This window comes from Streptomyces sp. NBC_00236 (assembly GCF_036195045.1).
GTDB lineage: Bacteria > Actinomycetota > Actinomycetes > Streptomycetales > Streptomycetaceae > Streptomyces.
In genome coordinates this window covers 5,917,781-5,938,788 of sequence record NZ_CP108100.1, presented here as the reverse complement: position 1 = coordinate 5,938,788, position 21,008 = coordinate 5,917,781, and the positions used below count along the sequence as shown (strand labels likewise).

The following is a 21,008-nucleotide window of genomic DNA, read 5'->3' as shown; positions in this document are numbered from 1 at the left end:
TCTGCCCTGCGCCGGCTACTCCCATCGGAACGTACGGATCGCGGCCGCCGCTGCCAGGACGGTCCACAGCGCCAGCACCCCCAGGAACACCCAGCTCGGCCAGGCACCGGCGGCCGCGCGGTCCAGCACCTGGGACGCCGCGCCGAACGGGGTGGCCTCGACGATCCGGCGGAGCGTGCCGGGCATGGACTGCACCGGCACCCAGACACCTGCGGTGAACATCATCACGAAGAAGACGACCGAGCCGACGGCGGCCGCCATCTTGGTGGTGCGCGAGACGGCGCAGACCAGCGCGCCCAGCGCCAGCACGCAGGCGACGGCCATCAACAGCCCGAGCAGATAGCCGAACGGCTGTCCGGGCAGCCGAACTCCGAAGGCGATCCGGCCGACTGCCGTCACGAGCAGGGTGGAGCCGAGCGCGGCGGCGCCGTGCAGGACGATCTGCGCGCCGAGCACCGCGGAGGGCCGCACGGGGGTGGTGGACATGCGCCGCAGGATCCCGCGTTCGCGGTAGCCGGTGAGCACGGGCGGCATCGCCTGCAGACCGGCCATGATCATGGCGAGCAGTACGGCCACGGGGACGTACAGGTCGATGACGCGGCGCCCGCCGAGCGCGTCGTCGTGCTCCCGGAAGGACGGGATCAGACCGAGGATCGTCAGGAGTACGGCCGGGAAGGCGAGGATCCAGAACAGACTTCCCGGTTCGCGGAGGAAGAGCCGGGCCTCGGACCTCAGGACCGCGAGCGAGGCGCGCGAGGGGGCGGTGCGGGGCGCGGGGACGGTGTTCGCCGTGGCCATCTCAGGCTGCCTGTTCTGTCAGTCCGCGCTCGTCCGCGGGGCTCGGGTGCTCGGTCAGGTCGAGGAACGCGTCGTCGAGCGTGGCTTCGGCGACCCGGAGGCGGTGCGCGGTGATCCGGAGCCGGGCCAGCAGCGAGATGACGGCGTTGACGGTCTCGTCGGTGCCGTTGAGGGAGATCCGTCCGTTCCTGTTCTCGTACGAGGTCGCACCGGGCAGTCCGGACAGTTCGGCGTCGGGGAGCGGCTCGGAGGGCGTGAAGGAGATGGCGGTGGAGCTGCCGGCCCTGGAGATCAGTCCGGACGGGGTGTCGAGGGCGGCGAGCCTGCCCCGGTCGATCACGGCGATGCGGTCGCAGAGGCGCTGGGCCTCCTCCATGAAGTGGGTGACCAGCACCACCGTGACCCCGCTGTCCCGTACCTCTTCGATCAGCTGCCAGGTGTCACGCCGTGCACGCGGGTCCAGTCCGGTGGTCAGCTCGTCGAGGACCACCACCCGGGGGTTGCCGACGAGTGCCAGTGCGATGGACAGGCGCTGTTTCTGCCCGCCGGAGAGCTTGCCGAACCGGGTGGTGAGCGTGGTGTGCAGCCCGAGCCGTTCGGCGAGCGGGCGCCAGTCGGCGGGGTGCGGGTAGAACGCGCTGTACAGCTCCAGCGCCTCGCCCACCGTGATCTTCGGCTGGAGTTCGCTCTCCTGGAGCTGCGCGCCCAGCAGGAGGGTCACGGCGTCGTGGTCGGCGACGGGGTCGAGACCGGCGACCCGGACCGTACCGGCGTCGGGAACCCGTAGCCCCTCGACGCATTCGACGGTGGTGGTCTTGCCCGCGCCGTTGGGGCCGAGGATCCCGAAGATCTCCCCCTCGTCCACGGAGAAGCTCACTCCGTCGACCACGGGGCGGCCGGCGTAGGTCTTGCGCACCCCGTTCACTTCGATGATTGCCATGCCCATGAGCTTCGCGGGCGCGGGTCATCGGCGGCATCCGCCATCGCGCTCGAAACGGCATCCGCCGATCGGCTGATGCCGCGCTACGACCCTCCTCCGTCATGGTCCGTCGAACCTCGGCCGAGCAAGGAAAACCACATGAGCGACGTCAGTGGTGAAACGTAGGCTCGCCCCTGATGCCCAAAGAACATGCAGAGCCCAAGGACCGGTCCGCCGCGCAGTCCCTGCTGCGGCTGTGGCCGTACGTGAAGCCGGTACGGACCCGTCTGTTCGGTGCCGCCCTGATCGCGATCGTCGCCTCGTGTCTCGGCCTGGTGATCCCGCTCGTACTGAAGTGGATCGTCGACGGCCCGGTCGCCGACCGGGACCCGGGCGGTGTCTGGCTCGGTGCGCTGTTCCTGCTGGTGCTGGGGATCACCGAGGCGGTCCTGTTCGGGGTACGGCGGTGGATGGTGGCGCGTCCGCTGGCCGGTGTCGAGGCGTCGATGCGGGCCGACCTCTACCGGCATCTGCAGCGGCTGCCGGTGGCGTTCCACGACCGGTGGTCCTCGGGTCAGCTGCTGTCACGCGGCACCACGGACCTGATGCTGCTGCGGATGTTCCTGGTCTTTCCGCTGACCTTTCTGCTGGTCAACACCACCACGATCCTGATCGGTTTCGTGATCCTGCTGTTCCAGGAGTGGACGCTCGGACTGGTGCTGCTCGCCCCGGTCGTGCCGCTGGTGATCATCTGCTCCGTCTTCGAGACCACGTACTCGGTGGTGGCGCGCAGGGCCCAGGACCAGGTGGGCGATCTGACCACCGTGGTCGAGGAGAGCGTGCTCGGCATCCGCATCATCAAGGGCTTCGGGCGGCACCGAAGCCAGGCGCTCGCCTTCCGGGCGCTCTCCCAGCGGCTGCGCACCACGGAACTCGGCAAGGCGCGGCTGCTCGCGGGTATCTGGGCGCTCATCACGACGATCCCCGAACTCGCGATCGGGGCCGCGCTGGTGCTCGGCACGATCCAGGTCGCGGACGGGGGCCTGTCGGCGGGCACCCTGGTCGCCTTCCTCTCCACGGCGCTGGCGCTGCGGTGGCCGGTGGAGTCGATCGGCTTCCTGCTCGCGATGAGCCAGGAGTCGGCGACGGCCACGGAGCGGTTCTTCGAGGTCATGGACGTGGCCGAAGAGGAGGACACCTCGGTGTCCGGGAACGCTGCTCGCGATGACCGCCCCGAGGCCGGCGGCATGGTCTTCGAGGGGGTCGGGTTCCGCTACCCGGACGCGGAGGAGGATTCCGCCCCCGTCCTGAAGCGGATCGATCTGCGGATCCGGCCGGGCGAGACGATGGCCCTGGTCGGGGCCACCGGATCCGGCAAGACCACGCTCACCGCGCTCGTTCCCCGGCTGCACGACGCCACGTCGGGGCGGATCACGCTGGACGGCGAGGACATCACCGCCATGCCGCGTGAGCGGCTGCGCGAGCTGGTGTCGGTGGCGTTCGAGGAGCCGACGCTCTTCTCCGCGAGCGTCGGGGAGAACGTGCTGATGGGCGCCGTCGGCGGGGGCGAGGAGGAGTTGCGGCGGGCCCTGTCGGTCGCGCAGGCCGACTTCGTCCACGATCTGCCGCACGGCATCGACACGCAGGTCGGCGAGCAGGGCCTCAGCCTCTCGGGCGGCCAGCGCCAGCGTCTCGCGCTGGCGAGGGCCGTCGTCGGCCGGCCGCGGTTCCTGGTGCTGGACGATCCGCTCTCCGCGCTGGACGTGCACACGGAGACGCTGGTCGAGGCGGCGCTGCGGCGCGTGCTGGAGGAGACCACGGCGATCGTGGTCGCGCACCGGCCGTCCACCGTGATGCTCGCCGACCGGGTGGCGCTCCTGACGGAGGGCCGGATCAGCGCGGTCGGCACCCATCAGGAACTGCTGCGCAGCAACGCCGAGTACGCCTGGCTGATGTCCGGCGCGGGCGTCACGGGCGGCGGGGAACCCGCTGCCGTGTCCCCTTCGGGACCGATGGCCGATGACCTTCCGGGCACCCACGCCCCTGCCGAGAAGAGCAGCACGCAATGACGAGCACCACGACCGGACGTCCCACGGAGCCGGGCGACGGCGAGGAGAGCGGGGCCCCGGAATCCGTGGCCGTCGCACCCGCCGAACGCGCCGGGGACCCCTTCGACCGCGACGACCTGCCCACCCCGCGCGGCGCCACCCGCGCACTGCTCGTGTCGCTGCTGCGGCCGCTGCGGGGCCGGGTCGTGGTCGCCGCGCTGTTCCTGCTCATCCAGCAGGCCGCAGTGCAGGCGGGGCCGTTGCTGGTGGCGTACGCCATCGACAGCGGGGTGCCCGCGTTCCGGGACGAGGACTACGGGCCGCTGATCGCGGTGGCCCTCGGCTACGCGCTCTGCTCGGCCGGTGCGGGCGCGATGCAGTACGCCTTCATCAAGGCCTCCGCCCGGGTCAACCAGGACGTGCTGCTCGATCTGCGGGGCCGGATCTTCCGCCATGCGCAGGCGCTGAGCGTGGACTTCCACGAGCGGTACACCTCGGGGCGGCTGATCTCCCGTTCCACCACCGATGTGGAGTCGTTGCGGGAGCTGCTCAGCGAGGGTCTCCAGGAACTGATCGGTGTCATCCTCTCCTTCGTCTCCATCTCCCTCATGCTGCTCTGGCTCGACTTCGGCACGGGCGCCGTCGCCGTGCTGTCCTTCGTGCCGCTGTATCTGCTGGTGCGGCTCTATCAGCGCCGGGCCGCGGTGATCTTCGCGGCGCGGTCGACGGCGATCGCGGCGGTGATCGTGAAGTTCGCGGAGACGATGAACGGGATCCGGCCCGTCCAGGCGTTCCGCCGCGAGCCCGTGAACGACGAGGTCTTCCGGAGGCTGAACCACGAACACCGGCGCACGAACGGCGACGCGATGCTGGAGAACGCGCGCTATGTCGTCGGCTCCCGGCTGGTGGCCAACACCGCTGTGGCCGGAATCGTACTGTGGGGTGCCTATCGCGTGGCCTCCGGAAGCCTCGCCCTCGGCGTGCTGGCCGCCATGGTCCTGTATCTGCGACGGCTCTACGACCCGATCGACCGGCTCAGCATGTTCCTCAACTCCTACCAGTCGGCGGCGGCTTCGCTGGAGAAGATCGCGGGGCTGCTGGCCCAGACGCCCACCGTCCCCGAGGCCCTGGAGCCTCGGGAGCTGCCGGCTTCGGTGGACGAACACCCGGGCCGCGAGGTGGTCTTCGACGGGGTGCGGTTCGCCTACCGCACGGGTGGTGAGGTGCTGCCGCGCTTCGATCTGACCGTTCCGGCGGGCCAGACGGTCGCCGTGGTCGGCTCGACGGGCGCGGGCAAGTCGACGCTGGCCAAGCTGCTGGCCCGCTTCTACGACCCGACCGAGGGACGGGTCCTGCTGGACGGTACCGATCTGCGGGACCTCGCCACCCCCGAGCTGCGGCGCGGGGTGGTCATGGTGACCCAGGAGGCCTTCCTGTTCTCCGGCACGGTCGCCGAGAACATCGCGATCGGCAGCCCGGACGCGACCCGTGCGGAGATCGAGCAGGCCGCCAAGGCGATCGGCGCCCATGACTTCATCGCCGGTCTGCCCGACGGGTACGACACGGACGTACGCAAGCGGGGCGGCCGGATCTCGGCAGGTCAGCGCCAGTTGGTCGCCTTCGCCCGCGCCCTGCTCGCCAATCCGGCGGTCCTGATCCTCGACGAGGCGACGAGTTCCCTGGACATCCCGGGTGAGCGGGCGGTGCAGCGGGCGATGGACACCGTGCTGCACGGCCGCACCGCGGTGGTCATCGCCCACCGGCTCTCGACCGTGGAGATCGCGGACCGGGTCCTGGTGATGGAGCACGGCCGCATCGTGGAGGACGGCGCCCCGGCCGAACTGATCGGCGGCACCGGCCGGTTCGCCGGTCTGCACCGGGCGTGGCGGGAGAGCCTGGCCTGAGGGCGGCGCTGGGCTTGGCGGGAGAGCCTGGCCCGAGGGCGGCACGGGGCTTGGCGGGAGAGCCTGGCCCGAGGGCGGCACGGGGCGCGGAACGCGCCACAGTGCGCAGCCGTCTCGCCAGGTGGGACCTTCTCACTTGTCCATGTTTCTTTCGAACACGTCATGTTCGGGCGCAACCTCAACTCCCTCTGCGCATTCGGGCTTCCGGGCCCCTGGATGACATCGCGGCGATGATCGGCGAAACGTCCGCTTAACGAACATGACCATTCCGGCAACGGACGAATTCCGGCCAACTTGTTGACGCGGTCCTGACAGACAACGCCATCTGCTGACACTCTTCACCCCGTTCTGCGCACTGCCTGCTCTGCCCGGACGGCTCACCCAGCCGCCGGTACCCCCCTCGCAGAAGGAGTCCGCGTGAGATCCACGCTCAGCCGTCGTACCACCGCGACCGGCGCTCTGATAGCCGCAGCAGCCCTCCTCGCCGTAGGAGTCCAGACCGGCACCGCCACCGCCACACCGGGCGGCGGAGCACAGGCCGCCCCCTCGGCCTCACAGCCCAATCCCGGCGCACTGGCCAAGCAGCTCTCGCCCTCGCAGCGGGCGGAGCTGATCCGTGAAGCGAGCGCCGGCACCTCGGCCGCGGCCAAGAAGCTCGGGCTCGGCTCGCAGGAGAAGCTCGTCGTCAAGGACGTCATCCAGGACAACGACGGCACCACGCACACCCGGTACGAGCGCACCTTCGGCGGACTCCCCGTCCTCGGCGGCGACCTCGTCGTCCAGGAGTCGAAGTCCGGCGCGACGAAGAGCGTCACCAAGGCGTCCAGGACCACCTCGGCGCAGCTCAAGGCCGTCGACCTGACCGCGGACGTGGCCCCGGCCACCGCCGAGAAGCAGGCCGTCGGCCTGGCCAAGGCGGACGGTTCGTCGAAGACCGCGGCCGACAAGGCGCCCCGCAAGGTCATCTGGATGGCGTCGGGCACACCGCAGCTCGCCTACGAGACCGTCGTCGGCGGACTGCAGGAGGACGGCACCCCGAACGCCCTCCACGTCATCACCGATGCCACCTCCGGAGCGAAGCTCTACGAGTGGCAGGCCATCGAGAACGGCGTCGGCAACACGGAGTACAGCGGGCAGGTCACACTCGGCACCGCCCCGTCGTACACGCTGACCGACACCACCCGCGGCAACCACAAGACGTACAACCTGAACCACGGTACGTCCGGCACCGGCACCCTCTTCTCCGGCTCCGACGACGTCTGGGGCAACGGCCTCGCCTCGAACGCGGAGACCGCGGCGGCGGACGCGCACTACGGCGCGGCCGAGACGTGGGACTACTACAAGAACGTCCACGGCCGCAACGGCATCAAGGGCGACGGCGTCGGCGCGTACTCCCGCGTCCACTACGGCAACAACTACGTCAACGCCTTCTGGGACGACAGCTGCTTCTGCATGACGTACGGCGACGGCAGCGGCAACGCCTCCCCGCTGACCGCGCTGGACGTGGCCGCGCACGAGATGACGCACGGCGTCACCTCCAACACCGCGGACCTGAACTACAGCGGTGAGTCCGGCGGCCTCAACGAGGCGACCAGCGACATCTTCGCCACCGCCGTCGAGTTCTACGCGAACAACACCACCGACAAGGGCGACTACCTCATCGGTGAGAAGATCGACATCAACGGCGACGGCACCCCGCTGCGCTACCAGGACAAGCCGAGCAAGGACGGCGCGTCCAAGGACGCCTGGTACTCGGGCATCGGGAACGTCGACGTGCACTACTCGTCGGGCCCGGCCAACCACTTCTTCTACCTCCTCTCGGAGGGAAGCGGCGCCAAGACCATCAACGGCGTCTCCTACGACTCCCCGACCTCCGACGGTCTGCCGGTGACCGGCATCGGCCGCGACAAGGCCGCGCTGATCTGGTTCAAGGCGCTCACCACCAAGTTCACCTCCACGACCAACTACGCGGCCGCCCGCACGGGCACGCTCGCCGCGGCCGGTGAGCTCTACGGCACGACCAGCGCCGAGTACACCGCAGTCGCCAACGCCTGGGCCGGCATCAACGTCGGTACCCGTCCCGGCGGCGGCACCGACCCGGGCGGCACGGTCTTCGAGAACACCACCGCCGTCTCCATCCCGGACCGCGGTTCGGCCGTCACCAGCTCGGTCAACGTCACCGGCCGCACCGGCAACGCCCCCAGCACCCTCAAGGTCGGCGTGGACATCACCCACACCTACCGCGGTGACCTGGTCATCGACCTGGTCGCCCCGGACGGCACCGCCTACCGCCTGAAGAACTCCTCGTCGAGCGACTCGGCGGACAACGTCCAGACCACGTACACCGTCAACGCCTCCTCGGAGGCGGCGAACGGCACCTGGAAGCTGAAGGTCCAGGACGTCTACTCGGGCGACACCGGCAAGATCAACAGCTTCAAGCTGACCTTCTGAACCGGAACCGCCGCATGACCCGCGTCTGACGCACCGCCCCGCCCGGGAGGAGATCACTCCTCCCGGGCGGCTGTGCGTGCGGTCAGTTCGGGTTGTTCGCGTGGGTCAGGGTCTCCCAGGCGACGAACAGATTGTTGGACCCGGCGGGCCGCTGCTGTTCGGTGAGGGTCTGGGTGTTGGTCATCGCGATGCCCATCCGGTGGTGCAGCGCGTTGAAGCCGACCTCGGTGACCGGCCCGAGGCTGTCCTTGAGCGACCCCCCGCAGAGCGACGACGGAACGGCCGCCCCCAGCTGGTACTTGGCGTGCAGGCCGAGGGCGTGGCGCAGCCGGTCGGCGATCTCCGGGTAGAGGTCCTGTCCCTGGATCCGGCTGGTCTCGGCAATGTGCGAGATCGCGGACAGGCCGTATCCGGTGTGGGTCAGATCGCGGCAGGTCTCCTGCGAGAGACCGTCCATGAAGGTCGACTGGCCCTGCCAGTAGCGGATGATCTCGTCACGGGTGTCCAGACCGCTGCCGGGTGCGGCCTTCGGCAGCGAACCGTCCGCGGTCACATAGATGTACGCGGGGACACGTCCGCGGAACTTGCTCACGGCCTTGTCGTACGAGGTCCGGTCCTCCAGGAAGACGGAGATGCCGATCGCGGCCTCGGTCATGCTCAGTTCCCAGTTGCCGTTGCTGTTCGACCCGTTGATGACCTTCGGGAGGTAGACGGTGCGCAGCATGGTGGCGAAGCGGCCCGCGTTCGGCCAGCCGCTGTAGGTGTACTTGATGATCTCGGCCGCCCGCGGCCAGGAGGATCCTGCCCAGCCGGTCTGCAGGGGGGCGTTGCTGTTGGTGTGGTCCTTGATCACGGCCGACCAGGCGTCCATGATCTCGATCGCCTTCACCGCGTAGCGGCTGTCCTGGGTGACGTACCAGGCCAGCGAGAGCGTGTACGCGGCTATCGCGTCCTCGCGCTCGTCGGTGCAGCCGTAGTTGGGATTGGAGTACGAGCCGCACTCCACGACGGCGCGAGGTCTGGCCGTCCGGCTCAGCGAGGCGTACTTGCTCCCCATCATCTGGTCGTACGCGCCCTTCCAGGGCTGTGCGCCGGCCTGCACCCTGGCGCGCACGAAGTCGAGCTGGGGGCGGCTGACGAGCACGCCGGGATGGGTGAAGGCCGCGGGGGCGGCGGCCCGTGGCGCTGCGGGTGCCCGGTCCGGGGCGGCGCGGCCGGCCGAGGCCGGTGCCATGAAGATGCCGGTGAGCAGGGCCGCGAGGGCGGTGGCGAGGCCGAGGCCGCGCCCGATGGTTCCGGTGCGCATGTGGGGGTGCCTTCCGGTACGGAGGAGGTCGGCAACTCGACCCGGAACAAGGGGAGTTCACATTCATGAACAATGAGTCGAGTTGTGAACGCTGCAATGAGTGAGGAACCTAAAGGCTTCCCATGAGCACGTCAAGGTTTGTGTTCAGGAGGCGAAGGGCCGGTACCCCGCAGCACAAGGGCCCGGCCCCCTGGAAACCTCCCAGGGGTGCCGGGCCCTCAACAAGGCGGAACGTCAGCGCAACAGCACGCCCGCGCCCTCGCCCGTCGCCTCCGTCGGCTGGGCGACCAGACCGAGTTCGGCACCGGTGGCGAGCAGCCGGTGGGCCGGCAGCACCCGCACGGTGTAGCCGTACGGACCCGTGCGGTCGAGGGCGAGCGGGCCGTCGTACAGCCAGCGGCCCTCCAGGTCCTGGCCGCCCGCCGGTTTCAGCGGGAAGACCTGGGCGTCCGAGATCGCGTCGGCGGAGTCGACGCGGCCGGCCACCGCCTGCACCTCCACGTCGTCCGGCTCCAGCACCCCGAGGCTGATCCGGACCCGCAGCGCCAGCGTGGCACCCAGTTCGGCCGAGCCGCCGGCCGCGGTGGGCGTCACCGCCTCGACATGGTCGACGGCCACCCGCGGCCAGGCCGCCCGCACCCTGGCCTTCCAGCCGGCGAGCTCCCGTGCCGCGACGGGATCCAGCGTGCGCCGGGCCTGCGCCGCGGGGGCGTACAGCCGCTCCACGTACTCACGGACCATCCGGTCGGCCAGCACCTTGGGGCCCAGCGTGCCCAGGGTGCTGCGGACCATCTCGATCCAGCGCCCGGGGAGCCCTTCCTCCCCCTGGTCGTAGAAGCGCGGTGCGACCCGGTCCTCGATCAGCTCGTAGAGGGCGTTCGCCTCCAGGTCGTCGCGCCGGTCCTCGTCCAGCGCGGATCCGTCGGCCGTGGGGATCGCCCAGCCGAAGTCCGGCTCGAACCACTCGTCCCACCAGCCGTCGAGGACCGACAGGTTGAGGCAGCCGTTCAGCGCCGCCTTCATCCCGCTCGTACCGCAGGCCTCCAGCGGGCGCAGCGGGTTGTTCAGCCAGACGTCGCAGCCCGGATAGAGCTTCTGGGCCATCGCCATCCCGTAGTCGGGCAGGAAGACGATGCGGTGGCGCACCCTGGGGTCGTCGGCGAACCGGACCAGCTCCTGGACCAGGCGCTTCCCGCTGTCGTCGGCCGGGTGCGCCTTGCCCGCCACGACGATCTGGACCGGGCGCTCGGGGTGCAGGAGCAGCGCCCGCAGCCGGTCCCGGTCGCGCAGCATCAGGGTGAGGCGTTTGTACGAGGGCACCCGGCGGGCGAAGCCGATGGTCAGCACGCCCGGGTCCAGCACCCCGTCGATCCAGCCGAGTTCGGCGGCCTGTGCGCCACGGGTCAGCCAGGAGGCGTGCAGCCGCTTGCGCACCTCGGTGACCAGTTGTTCGCGCAGGGTGCGGCGCAGGTCCCAGAGCTGCCGGTCGGGGATCTGTGCGACGGAGTCCCAGCGGCCGGGGGTGCCCCCGGACTCGGTGCGCAGCCGGTAGACCTCGGGGGCGACCCAGGTGGGTGCGTGGACGCCGTTGGTCACCGAGGTGATGGGCACCTCGGGCGGGTCGAAGCCGGGCCAGAGTCCGGCGAACATCTCGCGGCTGACGGCGCCGTGCAGGGTGGAGACCCCGTTGGCGCGCTGGGCGAGCCGGAGCCCCATGACCGCCATGTTGAAGACGCCGGGATCGCCGCCGTCGTACGTCTCCGTGCCCAGGTGCAGGATGCGGTCGGCCGCGACGCCGGGCAGTTCGCCGTCGTCGCCGAAGTGGCGGGCGACCAGGTCGCGGTCGAAGCGGTCGATGCCGGCCGGGACCGGGGTGTGGGTGGTGAAGACGGTGCCGGCCCGGACCGACTCCACCGCGGAGTCGAAGTCGAGGCCGGTTCCGGAGAGCTCGCGGATGCGTTCGAGGCCGAGGAAGCCGGCGTGGCCCTCGTTGGTGTGGAAGACCTCGGGGTCGGGGTGGCCGGTGAGCCGGCAGTAGGTGCGCACCGCGCGTACGCCGCCGATGCCCAGCAGCATCTCCTGGAGCAGCCGGTGTTCGCTGCCGCCGCCGTAGAGGCGGTCGGTGACCTCGCGTTCGAGCGGGGCGTTGTCCTCGACGTCGGAGTCGAGCATGAGCAGGGGTACCCGGCCCACCTGGGCCTGCCAGATCTGGGCGTGCAGGGAGCGGCCGCCGGGGAGGGACAGGACGACCTGGCTGGGCCTCCCGTCGGTCTCGCGCACGAGGGTGAGCGGTAGTTCGTTCGGGTCGAGGACGGGATAGCGCTCCTGCTGCCAGCCGTCGCGCGACAGGCTCTGGCGGAAGTAGCCGTGGCGGTAGAGCAGGCCGACGCCGACGAGGGGAACGCCCAGGTCGCTGGCGGCCTTCAGATGGTCTCCGGCGAGGATGCCGAGTCCGCCGGAGTACTGCGGCAGGGCCGCCGTCACTCCGAACTCGGGTGAGAAGTAGGCGATCGCGGCGGGGAGTCCGTCGCCCCGGTCGCGTTGCTCCTGGTACCACCGGGGGCCCTCCAGGTACTCCCGGAGGTCGGCGGACACCTCGCTGAGCCGGTGCAGGAACTGCTCGTCCCGGGCCAGCTCGGCGAGGCGTCCGGCGGACACGGCGCCGAGCAGACGCACGGGGTCGCACTCCGCCGTCCGGCCGGCCACCGGGTCGACGGCCTGGAAGAGCTCTCGGGTCTCGGTGTGCCAGGACCAGCGCAGGTTGCGCGCGAGGTCGCTGAGCGGTTGAAGGGGGTCGGGGAGGACGGGACGCACGGTGAATCGACGAATGGCCTTCACGTATTCCACCTTTACAGGGGACGTACGAATCCGAGGGGACGCACCGCTGTGTGCGCCGCTCCGTCACCCTCGACGGTAGCGGTGCGCGGTGGGCGGCAGCCACGGCGCACGGCCGGGGCGGGTGGTGCGACCCCGGGTGGTCCGACCGCCCCCGCCGCCGGTCCTCCCGCGTCCGTCCCGCACCATCCGCAGATCCAGACACATCCGTCACAGGCGTTATGGCCGATTCCCTCCCCTCGTGTGGCCTTGTGGGGCTTCGCGCCACAGGGAAGGCTGCCCTGTGGCACCGGTACCGCCCCGCGTACGCCGGTTCCCCGCAATCCCGCGCACGCGCGGTCGAGCCCGGCGCATTCGGACCTTCACAGATACGCCCGAGTAGTTAACACACCACCGGATTGGCCCACCGAGATCCGTGGGAAGGCTTCTCCGGTACCGGAACGACTGCATTCGGATGAGAGCAGAAGGCGATCCGTAACCGTCCTCCGCACGACTCATCCACTGTCCACCGGCGATCCGCTCCCGGTTCGTATGCAATCGGTACGGACGACGCACGCATTCGGTCCACACCCGTGCACCGGACCGTCTACCTCATCCATTCGAGTGCCATTCGAGTGAACGCGGACAGGAGCGGCCATGCCCACACCCCATCAGTCGTCGACGGAGCAGCTAGAAAGGACCGAACCCCACCATCGCGGCGTACGTGTTCAGCCTTCCGCGCCCGGTTCGCGCCCTGTCGAGTCCGAGCTCCAGTCCCCAGGTGATTTCATGATCGGTCGCATTCCCGTCCTCGACGTCCGTCCGCTCGTCGACTGCGGCAGAAGGCCCGCCAAGGCGGTCGCCGGTGAAACCTTCCAGGTCACCGCGACCGTCTTCCGCGAGGGCCATGACGCGGTCGCGGCCGATGTCGTGCTGCGCGATCCGAGCGGGCGCCCCGGGCCGTACACGCCGATGCGCGAGCTCGCTCCGGGCACCGACCGCTGGGGCGCCGAGGTGACTCCGGACGCGGAGGGCCGCTGGACGTACACGGTCGAGGCCTGGAGCGACCCGGTGTCCACCTGGCTGCACGCGGCGAAGATCAAGATCCCGGCGGGGATCGACACCGCGCTGGTCCTGGCGGAGGGCGCCGAGCTGTACGAGCGGGCCGCCGAGGGCGTGCCCAAGCGCGACGGGCGCGAGGCGGTGCTGGCCGCGGTCGACGCCCTGCGCGACGAGTCCCGGCCTGCCGCCGCCCGGCTGGCCGCCGCACTCACCCCCGAGGCGCGCGACGCGCTGGCCGGGCACCCCCTGCGCGAGCTGGTCACCGCGTCCCGTCCGCACCCGCTCCTCGTCGAGCGCAGGCGCGCGCTGTACGGCTCCTGGTACGAGCTGTTCCCCCGCTCCGAGGGCGCCAGGGTGGAGCCGGCGAAGGCGCCCCGCAAGGGCCGTACGGCCAAGACCGCCGCGGCCCCGAAGCCGCCCCGGATCATCAGCGGCACCTTCCGCACGGCGGCCGAACGGCTTCCCGCGGTCGCCGCCATGGGGTTCGACGTGGTCTACCTCCCGCCCATCCATCCCATCGGCACCACCCACCGCAAGGGCCCCAACAACTCCCTCTCCCCCGCCCCGCACGACGTGGGTGTGCCGTGGGCGATCGGTTCCGCTGAGGGCGGTCACGACGCGGTCCATCCGGACCTCGGCACGCTGGAGGACTTCGACCACTTCGTCGAGGCGGCCCGCACCCTGCGCATGGAGATCGCGCTGGACTTCGCCCTCCAGTGCTCGCCCGACCACCCGTGGGTGGAGAAGCATCCCGAGTGGTTCCATCACCGGGCGGACGGCACCATCGCCTATGCGGAGAATCCGCCGAAGAAATACCAGGACATCTATCCGATCGCCTTCGACAAGGATCTGCGGGGCCTCGTCACGGAGACCGTACGCATCCTGCGCTTCTGGATGGATCACGGCGTACGCATCTTCCGGGTCGACAATCCGCACACCAAGCCGGTGATCTTCTGGGAAAAGGTGATCGCCGACATCAACCGCACCGACCCCGACGTGATCTTCCTGGCCGAGGCATTCACCCGCCCCGCGATGATGCACACCCTTGCCACCGTCGGATTCCAGCAGTCGTACACCTATTTCACCTGGCGCAACACCCGGCAGGAAATCACGGACTACGTGACCGAGCTGTCCGGCGAATCGGCCTCCTTCATGAGGCCCAATTTCTTCGTGAACACCCCCGACATCCTTCCCGGTTATCTCCAGGAAGGCGGCAGGCCGGCCTTCGAGGCACGGGCGGTGCTCGCGGCGACCCTCTCCCCGTCCTGGGGGGTGTACGCGGGGTACGAGCTGTGCGAGAACACCCCGGTCCGCGACGGCAGTGAGGAGTACCTCGACTCGGAGAAGTACGAGATCCGGCCCAGGGACTGGGAAGCCGCCGAGCGCGAGGGCCGGTCACTGGCCCCGCTCATCACCACACTCAACCGGATCCGGCGCCGCAACCCGGCGCTGCAGCAGCTGCGTGACGTGCACTTCCACTCGTCCGACAACGACGCCCTGATCGTGTACAGCAAGCGCTCCGGTTCGAACATCGTTCTGACGGTCGTCAACCTCGACCCGCACCACACCCAGGAGGCGACCGTCTCGTTGGACATGCCGCAACTCGGCCTAGACCGGCACGAGAGCGTGCCGGTGCGCGACGAGCTCACCGGCCATTCCTATCACTGGGGCAGGACCTTCTATGTGCGCCTTGAGCCGGGCGTCACGCCCGCGCACATCGCGGTCCTGCGACCGTCCCCGCCGACCGGAGGGTCACCCACACCATGATCGTCAACGAGCCCGTCCACGACACCTTCGAGGACACCCCGGCCAAGGACCGCGATCCCGACTGGTTCAAGCGTGCCGTCTTCTACGAAGTCCTCGTCCGGTCCTTCCAGGACTCCAACGGCGACGGCATCGGAGACCTCAAGGGCATCACCGCCAAGCTGGACTATCTGCAGTGGCTGGGCGTCGACTGCCTCTGGCTGCCGCCGTTCTTCAAGTCGCCACTGCGCGACGGCGGTTACGACGTGTCCGACTACACCGCCGTGCTGCCGGAGTTCGGTGACCTCGCCGACTTCGTCGAGTTCGTCGACGCCGCGCACCAGCGCGGCATGCGCGTGATCATCGACTTCGTCATGAATCACACCAGCGACCAGCACGACTGGTTCCAGCAGTCCCGTACCGACCCCGACGGGCCGTACGGCGACTACTACGTCTGGGCCGACGACGACAAGCAGTTCCAGGACGCCCGGATCATCTTCGTCGACACGGAGACGTCCAACTGGACCTTCGACCCGGTCCGCAAGCAGTACTACTGGCACCGGTTCTTCTCGCACCAGCCCGACCTCAACTACGAGAACCCGGCGGTGCAGGAGGAGATCATCTCCGCGCTGCGCTTCTGGCTGGACCTCGGCATCGACGGCTTCCGCGTCGACGCCGTGCCCTACCTGTACCAGCGCGAGGGCACCAACTGCGAGAACCTCCCGGAGACCCACGGCTTCCTCAAGCGGGTCCGCAAGGAGATCGACGCCAACTACCCCGACACCGTGCTGCTGGCCGAGGCCAACCAGTGGCCGGAGGACGTCGTCGACTACTTCGGCGACTACCGGGCGGGCGGCGACGAGTGCCACATGGCGTTCCACTTCCCCGTGATGCCGCGGATCTTCATGGCCGTACGGCGCGAGAGCCGCTACCCGGTCTCGGAAATCCTGGCCAAGACCCCGGAGATCCCCTCGGGCTGCCAGTGGGGCATCTTCCTGCGCAACCACGACGAGCTGACGCTCGAAATGGTCACGGACGAAGAGCGCGACTACATGTACGCGGAGTACGCCAAGGACCCGCGGATGCGGGCCAACATCGGCATCCGCCGCCGGCTGGCGCCTCTCCTGGACAACGACCGCAACCAGATCGAGCTGTTCACCGCCCTGCTGCTGTCCCTGCCGGGCTCCCCGATCCTCTACTACGGGGACGAGATCGGGATGGGCGACAACATCTGGCTGGGCGACCGGGACGCGGTCCGCACCCCGATGCAGTGGACGCCCGACCGGAACGCCGGCTTCTCCTCCAGCGATCCGGGACGGCTCTACCTCCCCACGATCATGGATCCGGTCTACGGCTACCAGGTCACGAACGTCGAGGCCTCGATGGCCTCGCCGTCCTCGCTGCTGCACTGGACGCGGCGGATGATCGAGATCCGCAAGCAGAACCCGGCGTTCGGGCTCGGCTCGTACAACGAACTGCCCTCCTCCAACCCCGCCGTGCTCGCCTTCACCCGTGAGCACGGGGACGATCTCGTGCTGTGCGTGCACAACTTCTCACGGTTCGCGCAGCCGACGGAGCTCGATCTGAGGTCCTTCAACGGGCGTCATCCGGTGGAGCTGATCGGCGGGGTGCGCTTCCCCGCCATCGGTCAGTGGCCCTACCTGCTGACTCTCGCGGGACACGGCTTCTACTGGTTCCGGCTGCGCAAGGACGCACCGCCGGCCTGAGCGGCTGCCGGGCCATCCGGCAGCCGGCCTCTGCGAACGAACGGCACCTGCGGGGCGGTTTCCGCCGCCCCGCACGGGGCACTCTTCCCCGCATATCGAGCACTTCCGTAGTGTTCTTGGATCTTCCTGGCGTTTCGATCACCCCGAGTCGAGTCCGTACGGACCATCCTGACCCGACACGTCCCGCACAGCCGGACAGCCAAAGCCGCAATCCGGGACACTCTTCGCATCCTGTGGTGTGCCCGGGGAAAGGACGCGATGCCATGTCGGAGGCTGCATCCGCTCAGGTCACCCTGGCGAACAGCACAGCCCTGCTCCCGTCTCTCGGACCGCTGCTGCACGAATGGCTGCCCCGGCAGCGGTGGTTCGCGGGCAAGGGGCGGCCCATCACCGCCTTCTCGCTCGTCTCGGCGACCGAGATACTGCCGGTCGACTCCGCCGCCGTCGATACGGGTCCTGGGCTCCTGCACCTGCTGGTGCGGGCCCATCAGCCCACGATGCCGGACCAGCCCCCGGCGGACTGCTACCAGCTGCTGCTCGGCGTACGGTCCGCGCTGCCCCCGCGCCTCGCACCCGCGCTCATCGGCCATGTGACGGACGGACCGCTGGCCGGCCGCACCGTCTACGAGGGGCTGCACGACCGGCGCCTGGCCGCGCTGCTGCTGGAGCGGCTGCGCACACCCGGCAGCCTCGGCGCGCTGCGCTTCGGCCGGGGGGCGGAGCCGATCCCCGCCGCCCTGACCCCCCGGCTGCTGGACACCGAGCAGTCCAACTCCTCGCTCGTGTACGGCGACTCCTACATCCTCAAGATCTTCCGCCGGGTCTTCCCGGGCACCAACCCCGACCTGGAGCTGCCGCTCGCGCTCTCCCGCCAGGGGTGCGGGCGCGTCCCGGCACCGGTCGCGTGGTTCGAGGCCGCCGCACCGGAACGCCTCACACTCGGCGTGCTCCAGCCGTTCCTGCGGGGCGCCGAGGACGGCTGGCAGCTCGCACTGCGCGCGCTGGCGGCGGGCGACGACTTCACGCACGAGGCCCAGGCCCTGGGCCGGGCCACCGCCGAGGTGCACACCGCGCTGGCCGCCGCGCTGCCCACACCGTCACTGCGCCGCTCCCAGACCGACGAGCTGGCCGCCGCGATGGTGCAGCGCCTGGAGGCGGCCGCCCACGCGGTGCCCGCACTGGTGCCGTACGTCCCCGGACTGCGTGCCGCCTTCGACGCCGTGACGGCCCTGGGGCAACGGGGTCACGGGTGGCCCGCCCAGCGGGTGCACGGCGATCTCCACCTCGGCCAGACGCTGCGCGGCACCGACGGATTCTGGTCACTGATCGACTTCGAGGGCGAACCGGCCCGCCCGCTCCCGGAGCGCCGCAGCCCGCAGCCACCGGTGCGCGACATCGCCGGAATGCTCCGCTCCTTCGACTACGCGGCCCGCTCGCACCGCCCGTGGAACGCCGCATGGGCGGCGCGCTGCCGGACCGCCTACTGCGACGGCTACGCCAAGGCCGCGGGCGTCGACCCGCGCGACGAGCCGGAGCTGCTGCGCGCCCACGAGACCGACAAGGCGGTGTACGAGGTGCTGTACGAGGCCCGGCACCGGCCCGACTGGCTCCCCGTCCCGATGGCCGCGATCCACCGTCTGGCGGCCGACGCCGACTGAAGCGGCACGACCGCCCGCTGCCCGCCCCACCCCACCCACACCCTCCGAGGAGGCTGTCCCTGTGACCGCCCGCAAGCCGTCCCGCAAAGCGTCCGATCCCGCTCCGACCCCCCTCGACGCCCCTCTCTCCGCGGCCCCCGCCGAGCATGCGGACGCCGCCGCCGGCCCGGCCACCGGGACCCTGGCACCGGTGGAGGCGGCCGCACCGGCCGCCGCGGCTCCCCCGGCCAAGCGGGCGAGGAAGGCTGCGGCACCGCCGCGGCCCCGCCGCGCGGGCGGGCAGGGCGTCCGCCCCGCCGGTGCGCTCGACGACGGCGACCGGGCACGCCTCCTGTCGGGCGAGCACCACGCCCCGCACGAGCTGCTCGGCGTCCACCAGGTCCGCGGCGGGGTCACCTTCCGGGTGCTGCGCCCCTTCGCCCGCTCGGTCACCGTCCTCGCCAAGGGGCTGCGGGCCCAACTGCTCGACGACGGCGACGGGTTCTTCTCCGGCCTCCTGCCGATGTCCACGGTCCCCGAGTACCGGCTCCTGGTGGCCTACGACGACAACGAGATCGAGATCCACGATCCGTACCGCTTCCTGCCCGCGCTCGGTGATCTCGATCTGCACCTGATCGGCGAGGGCCGGCACGAGGAGCTGTGGACGGCGCTCGGCGCCCGGGTGATGGAGCACCAGGGCGTCACCGGCACCCGGTTCACGCTCTGGGCGCCCAACGCCCGCGGGGTCCGGGTGTCCGGGGACTTCAACTACTGGGACGGCACCGGGTTCCCGATGCGTTCGCTCGGCTCCACCGGAGTGTGGGAACTGTTCCTGCCGGCGATCGGCGAGGGCGCGCTGTACAAGTTCGACATCTGCCGCCCGGACGGCTCGCACACGCTGCGCGCCGACCCGATGGCCCGGCACGCCGAGGTCCCGCCGTCCAACGCCTCGGTCGTCACGGCCGCGCACCACGTCTGGCAGGACCAGGAGTGGATGGCCCACCGCGGGGACGTACCCGTGCACGAGGCGCCGCTCTCGGTCTACGAGGTGCATCTGCCGTCCTGGCGCCCCGGCCTCACCTACCGTCAGCTCGCCGAGCAACTCCCCGCGTACGTACGCGATCTGGGCTTCACCCATGTCGAGCTGATGCCCGTATCCGAGCACCCCTTCGGCGGCTCCTGGGGCTATCAGGTCACCGGCTTCTACGCCCCGACGTCCCGGATGGGGTCGCCCGACGACTTCCGCTTCCTCGTCGACGCCCTGCACGGCGCCGGGATCGGCGTGATCGTCGACTGGGTGCCCGCGCACTTCCCGCGCGACGAGTGGGCGCTCGCCGAGTTCGACGGCCGGCCACTGTACGAGCACTCGGACCCGCAGCGGGCCGCGCACCCGGACTGGGGCACGCTCGAGTTCGACTACGGCCGCACCGAGGTGCGCAACTTCCTGGTATCCAACGCCACTTACTGGTGCGAGGAGTTCCACATCGACGGGCTGCGGGTCGACGCGGTCGCCTCGATGCTCTACCTCGACTACTCGCGCGAGGACGGCCAGTGGTCCCCCAACGAGCACGGCGGCCGGGAGAACCCGGACGCCGTGGCCTTCCTCCAGGAGATGAACGCGACGGTCTACCGCCGCAACCCCGGTGTCGTGACGATCGCCGAGGAGTCCACCGCCTGGGACGGCGTCACCCGTGCCACCCACCACGTGGGCCCCGGCGGCTTCGGCGGTCTCGGCTTCGGGCTGAAGTGGAACATGGGCTGGATGCACGACTCGCTGGAGTACGTGTCGAAGGAGCCGGTGCACCGCAAGTACCACCACAACGAGATGACCTTCTCGATGGTGTACGCGTACAGCGAGAACTACGTCCTGCCGATCTCGCACGACGAGGTGGTGCACGGCAAGCGGTCGCTGGTCAGCAAGATGCCCGGCGACTGGTGGCAGCAACGCGCCAACCACCGCGCCTACCTCGGCTTCATGTGGGCCCACCCCGGCAAGCAGCTCCTCTTCATGGGCCAGGAGTTCGCCCAGGGCGCGGAGTGGTCGGAGGGCCACGGCCCCGACTGGTGGCTGCTCGACCCGTCGTACGCGGCGGAGAGCGACCACCGCGGCGTACGGACCCTGGTGAGCGACCTGAACACGGTGTACGGGGCGACACCCGCGCTCTGGCAGCGCGACACCGTACCGGAGGGCTTCAGCTGGATCGAGGGCGGCGCAGCGGAGGACAACGCCTTCGCGTTCGTCCGGTACGACGCGGCCGGATCACCACTGATCGCCGTCTCCCACTTCTCCCCGGTGGTGCGGCACGACTACCGCATCGGGGTGCCGGACGGGCCGGAGGCCTGGGTGGAGGTCCTGAACACGGACGAGCTGCGGTACGGCGGCAGCGACGTACGCAACGAGGAGCCCCTGAAGCCGGAGGCGGTGGCGGCGCACGGCCGCGACACCAGCATCACGCTGACGCTGCCGCCGCTGGCGACGGTGTGGCTGCGGCCGGCCTGACGGCGGTACGGGGGCCCGCGCCACGCACCGGTGGTACGGGCCCCCGTGCGACCGGCCCGACCGCGGTACGGGCCCGCGCCGCGCACCGGTGGTACGGGG

General features: G+C 70.4%; 11 protein-coding genes. 7 read left to right on the top strand and 4 right to left on the bottom strand.

Going from position 1 to position 21,008, the window contains the following annotated elements; all coding sequences use genetic code 11:
* Positions 1-15: 15 nt before the first annotated feature.
* Both OG446_RS26910 and OG446_RS26905 read right to left on the bottom strand, forming a co-directional pair.
* The gene (locus OG446_RS26910; RefSeq protein ID WP_328896438.1) at positions 16-798 is read right to left on the bottom strand and encodes an ABC transporter permease; all 783 of its coding nucleotides are present in this window, start codon (positions 796-798) and stop codon (positions 16-18) included.
* A 1-nt stretch (position 799) separates the two neighbouring features.
* Positions 800-1,738, bottom strand: coding sequence for an ABC transporter ATP-binding protein (locus OG446_RS26905; RefSeq protein WP_328896437.1), 939 nt, complete (start codon positions 1,736-1,738; stop codon positions 800-802).
* 176 nt (positions 1,739-1,914) lie between these two features.
* On the opposite strand from OG446_RS26905, the gene OG446_RS26900 reads away from it, so the two are divergent.
* The 3 genes from OG446_RS26900 to OG446_RS26890 all read left to right on the top strand — a co-directional run bounded on the left by OG446_RS26900 (position 1,915) and on the right by OG446_RS26890 (position 8,120).
* Positions 1,915-3,786, top strand: coding sequence for an ABC transporter ATP-binding protein (locus OG446_RS26900; protein ID WP_328896436.1), 1,872 nt, complete (start codon positions 1,915-1,917; stop codon positions 3,784-3,786).
* Positions 3,783-5,669: an ABC transporter ATP-binding protein gene (locus OG446_RS26895; protein WP_328896435.1), complete on the top strand. Its 1,887-nt coding sequence runs from the start codon at positions 3,783-3,785 to the stop codon at positions 5,667-5,669. The genes OG446_RS26900 and OG446_RS26895 overlap by 4 nt, the downstream gene beginning before the upstream one ends.
* A gap of 417 nt (positions 5,670-6,086) precedes the next feature.
* Positions 6,087-8,120: a M4 family metallopeptidase gene (locus OG446_RS26890; RefSeq protein ID WP_328896434.1), complete on the top strand. Its 2,034-nt coding sequence runs from the start codon at positions 6,087-6,089 to the stop codon at positions 8,118-8,120.
* A gap of 82 nt (positions 8,121-8,202) precedes the next feature.
* Here OG446_RS26890 and OG446_RS26885 read toward each other — a convergent pair whose 3' ends face one another.
* Both OG446_RS26885 and glgP read right to left on the bottom strand, forming a co-directional pair.
* The gene (locus tag OG446_RS26885) at positions 8,203-9,426 is read right to left on the bottom strand and encodes an alginate lyase family protein (protein WP_328896433.1); all 1,224 of its coding nucleotides are present in this window, start codon (positions 9,424-9,426) and stop codon (positions 8,203-8,205) included.
* Positions 9,427-9,660: 234 nt separating this feature from the next.
* Positions 9,661-12,264: an alpha-glucan family phosphorylase gene (glgP, locus tag OG446_RS26880; RefSeq protein ID WP_328896432.1), complete on the bottom strand. Its 2,604-nt coding sequence runs from the start codon at positions 12,262-12,264 to the stop codon at positions 9,661-9,663.
* A 765-nt stretch (positions 12,265-13,029) separates the two neighbouring features.
* On the opposite strand from glgP, the gene OG446_RS26875 reads away from it, so the two are divergent.
* The 4 genes from OG446_RS26875 (at position 13,030) to glgB (ending at position 20,909) form a co-directional block, all read left to right on the top strand.
* Complete coding sequence (locus OG446_RS26875; RefSeq protein ID WP_328896431.1) at positions 13,030-15,069, top strand: alpha-1,4-glucan--maltose-1-phosphate maltosyltransferase; 2,040 nt, start codon at positions 13,030-13,032, stop codon at positions 15,067-15,069.
* On the top strand, positions 15,066-16,772 hold the full coding sequence (treS, locus tag OG446_RS26870) for a maltose alpha-D-glucosyltransferase (RefSeq protein ID WP_326657879.1): 1,707 nt from the start codon (positions 15,066-15,068) through the stop codon (positions 16,770-16,772). Before OG446_RS26875 ends, treS begins: the two co-directional genes overlap by 4 nt.
* Before the next feature lie 263 nt (positions 16,773-17,035).
* Complete coding sequence (locus OG446_RS26865; RefSeq protein ID WP_328896430.1) at positions 17,036-18,430, top strand: maltokinase N-terminal cap-like domain-containing protein; 1,395 nt, start codon at positions 17,036-17,038, stop codon at positions 18,428-18,430.
* Between the two features lie 61 nt (positions 18,431-18,491).
* On the top strand, positions 18,492-20,909 hold the full coding sequence (gene glgB, locus OG446_RS26860) for a 1,4-alpha-glucan branching enzyme (protein ID WP_328896429.1): 2,418 nt from the start codon (positions 18,492-18,494) through the stop codon (positions 20,907-20,909).
* Positions 20,910-21,008: the final 99 nt, after the last annotated feature.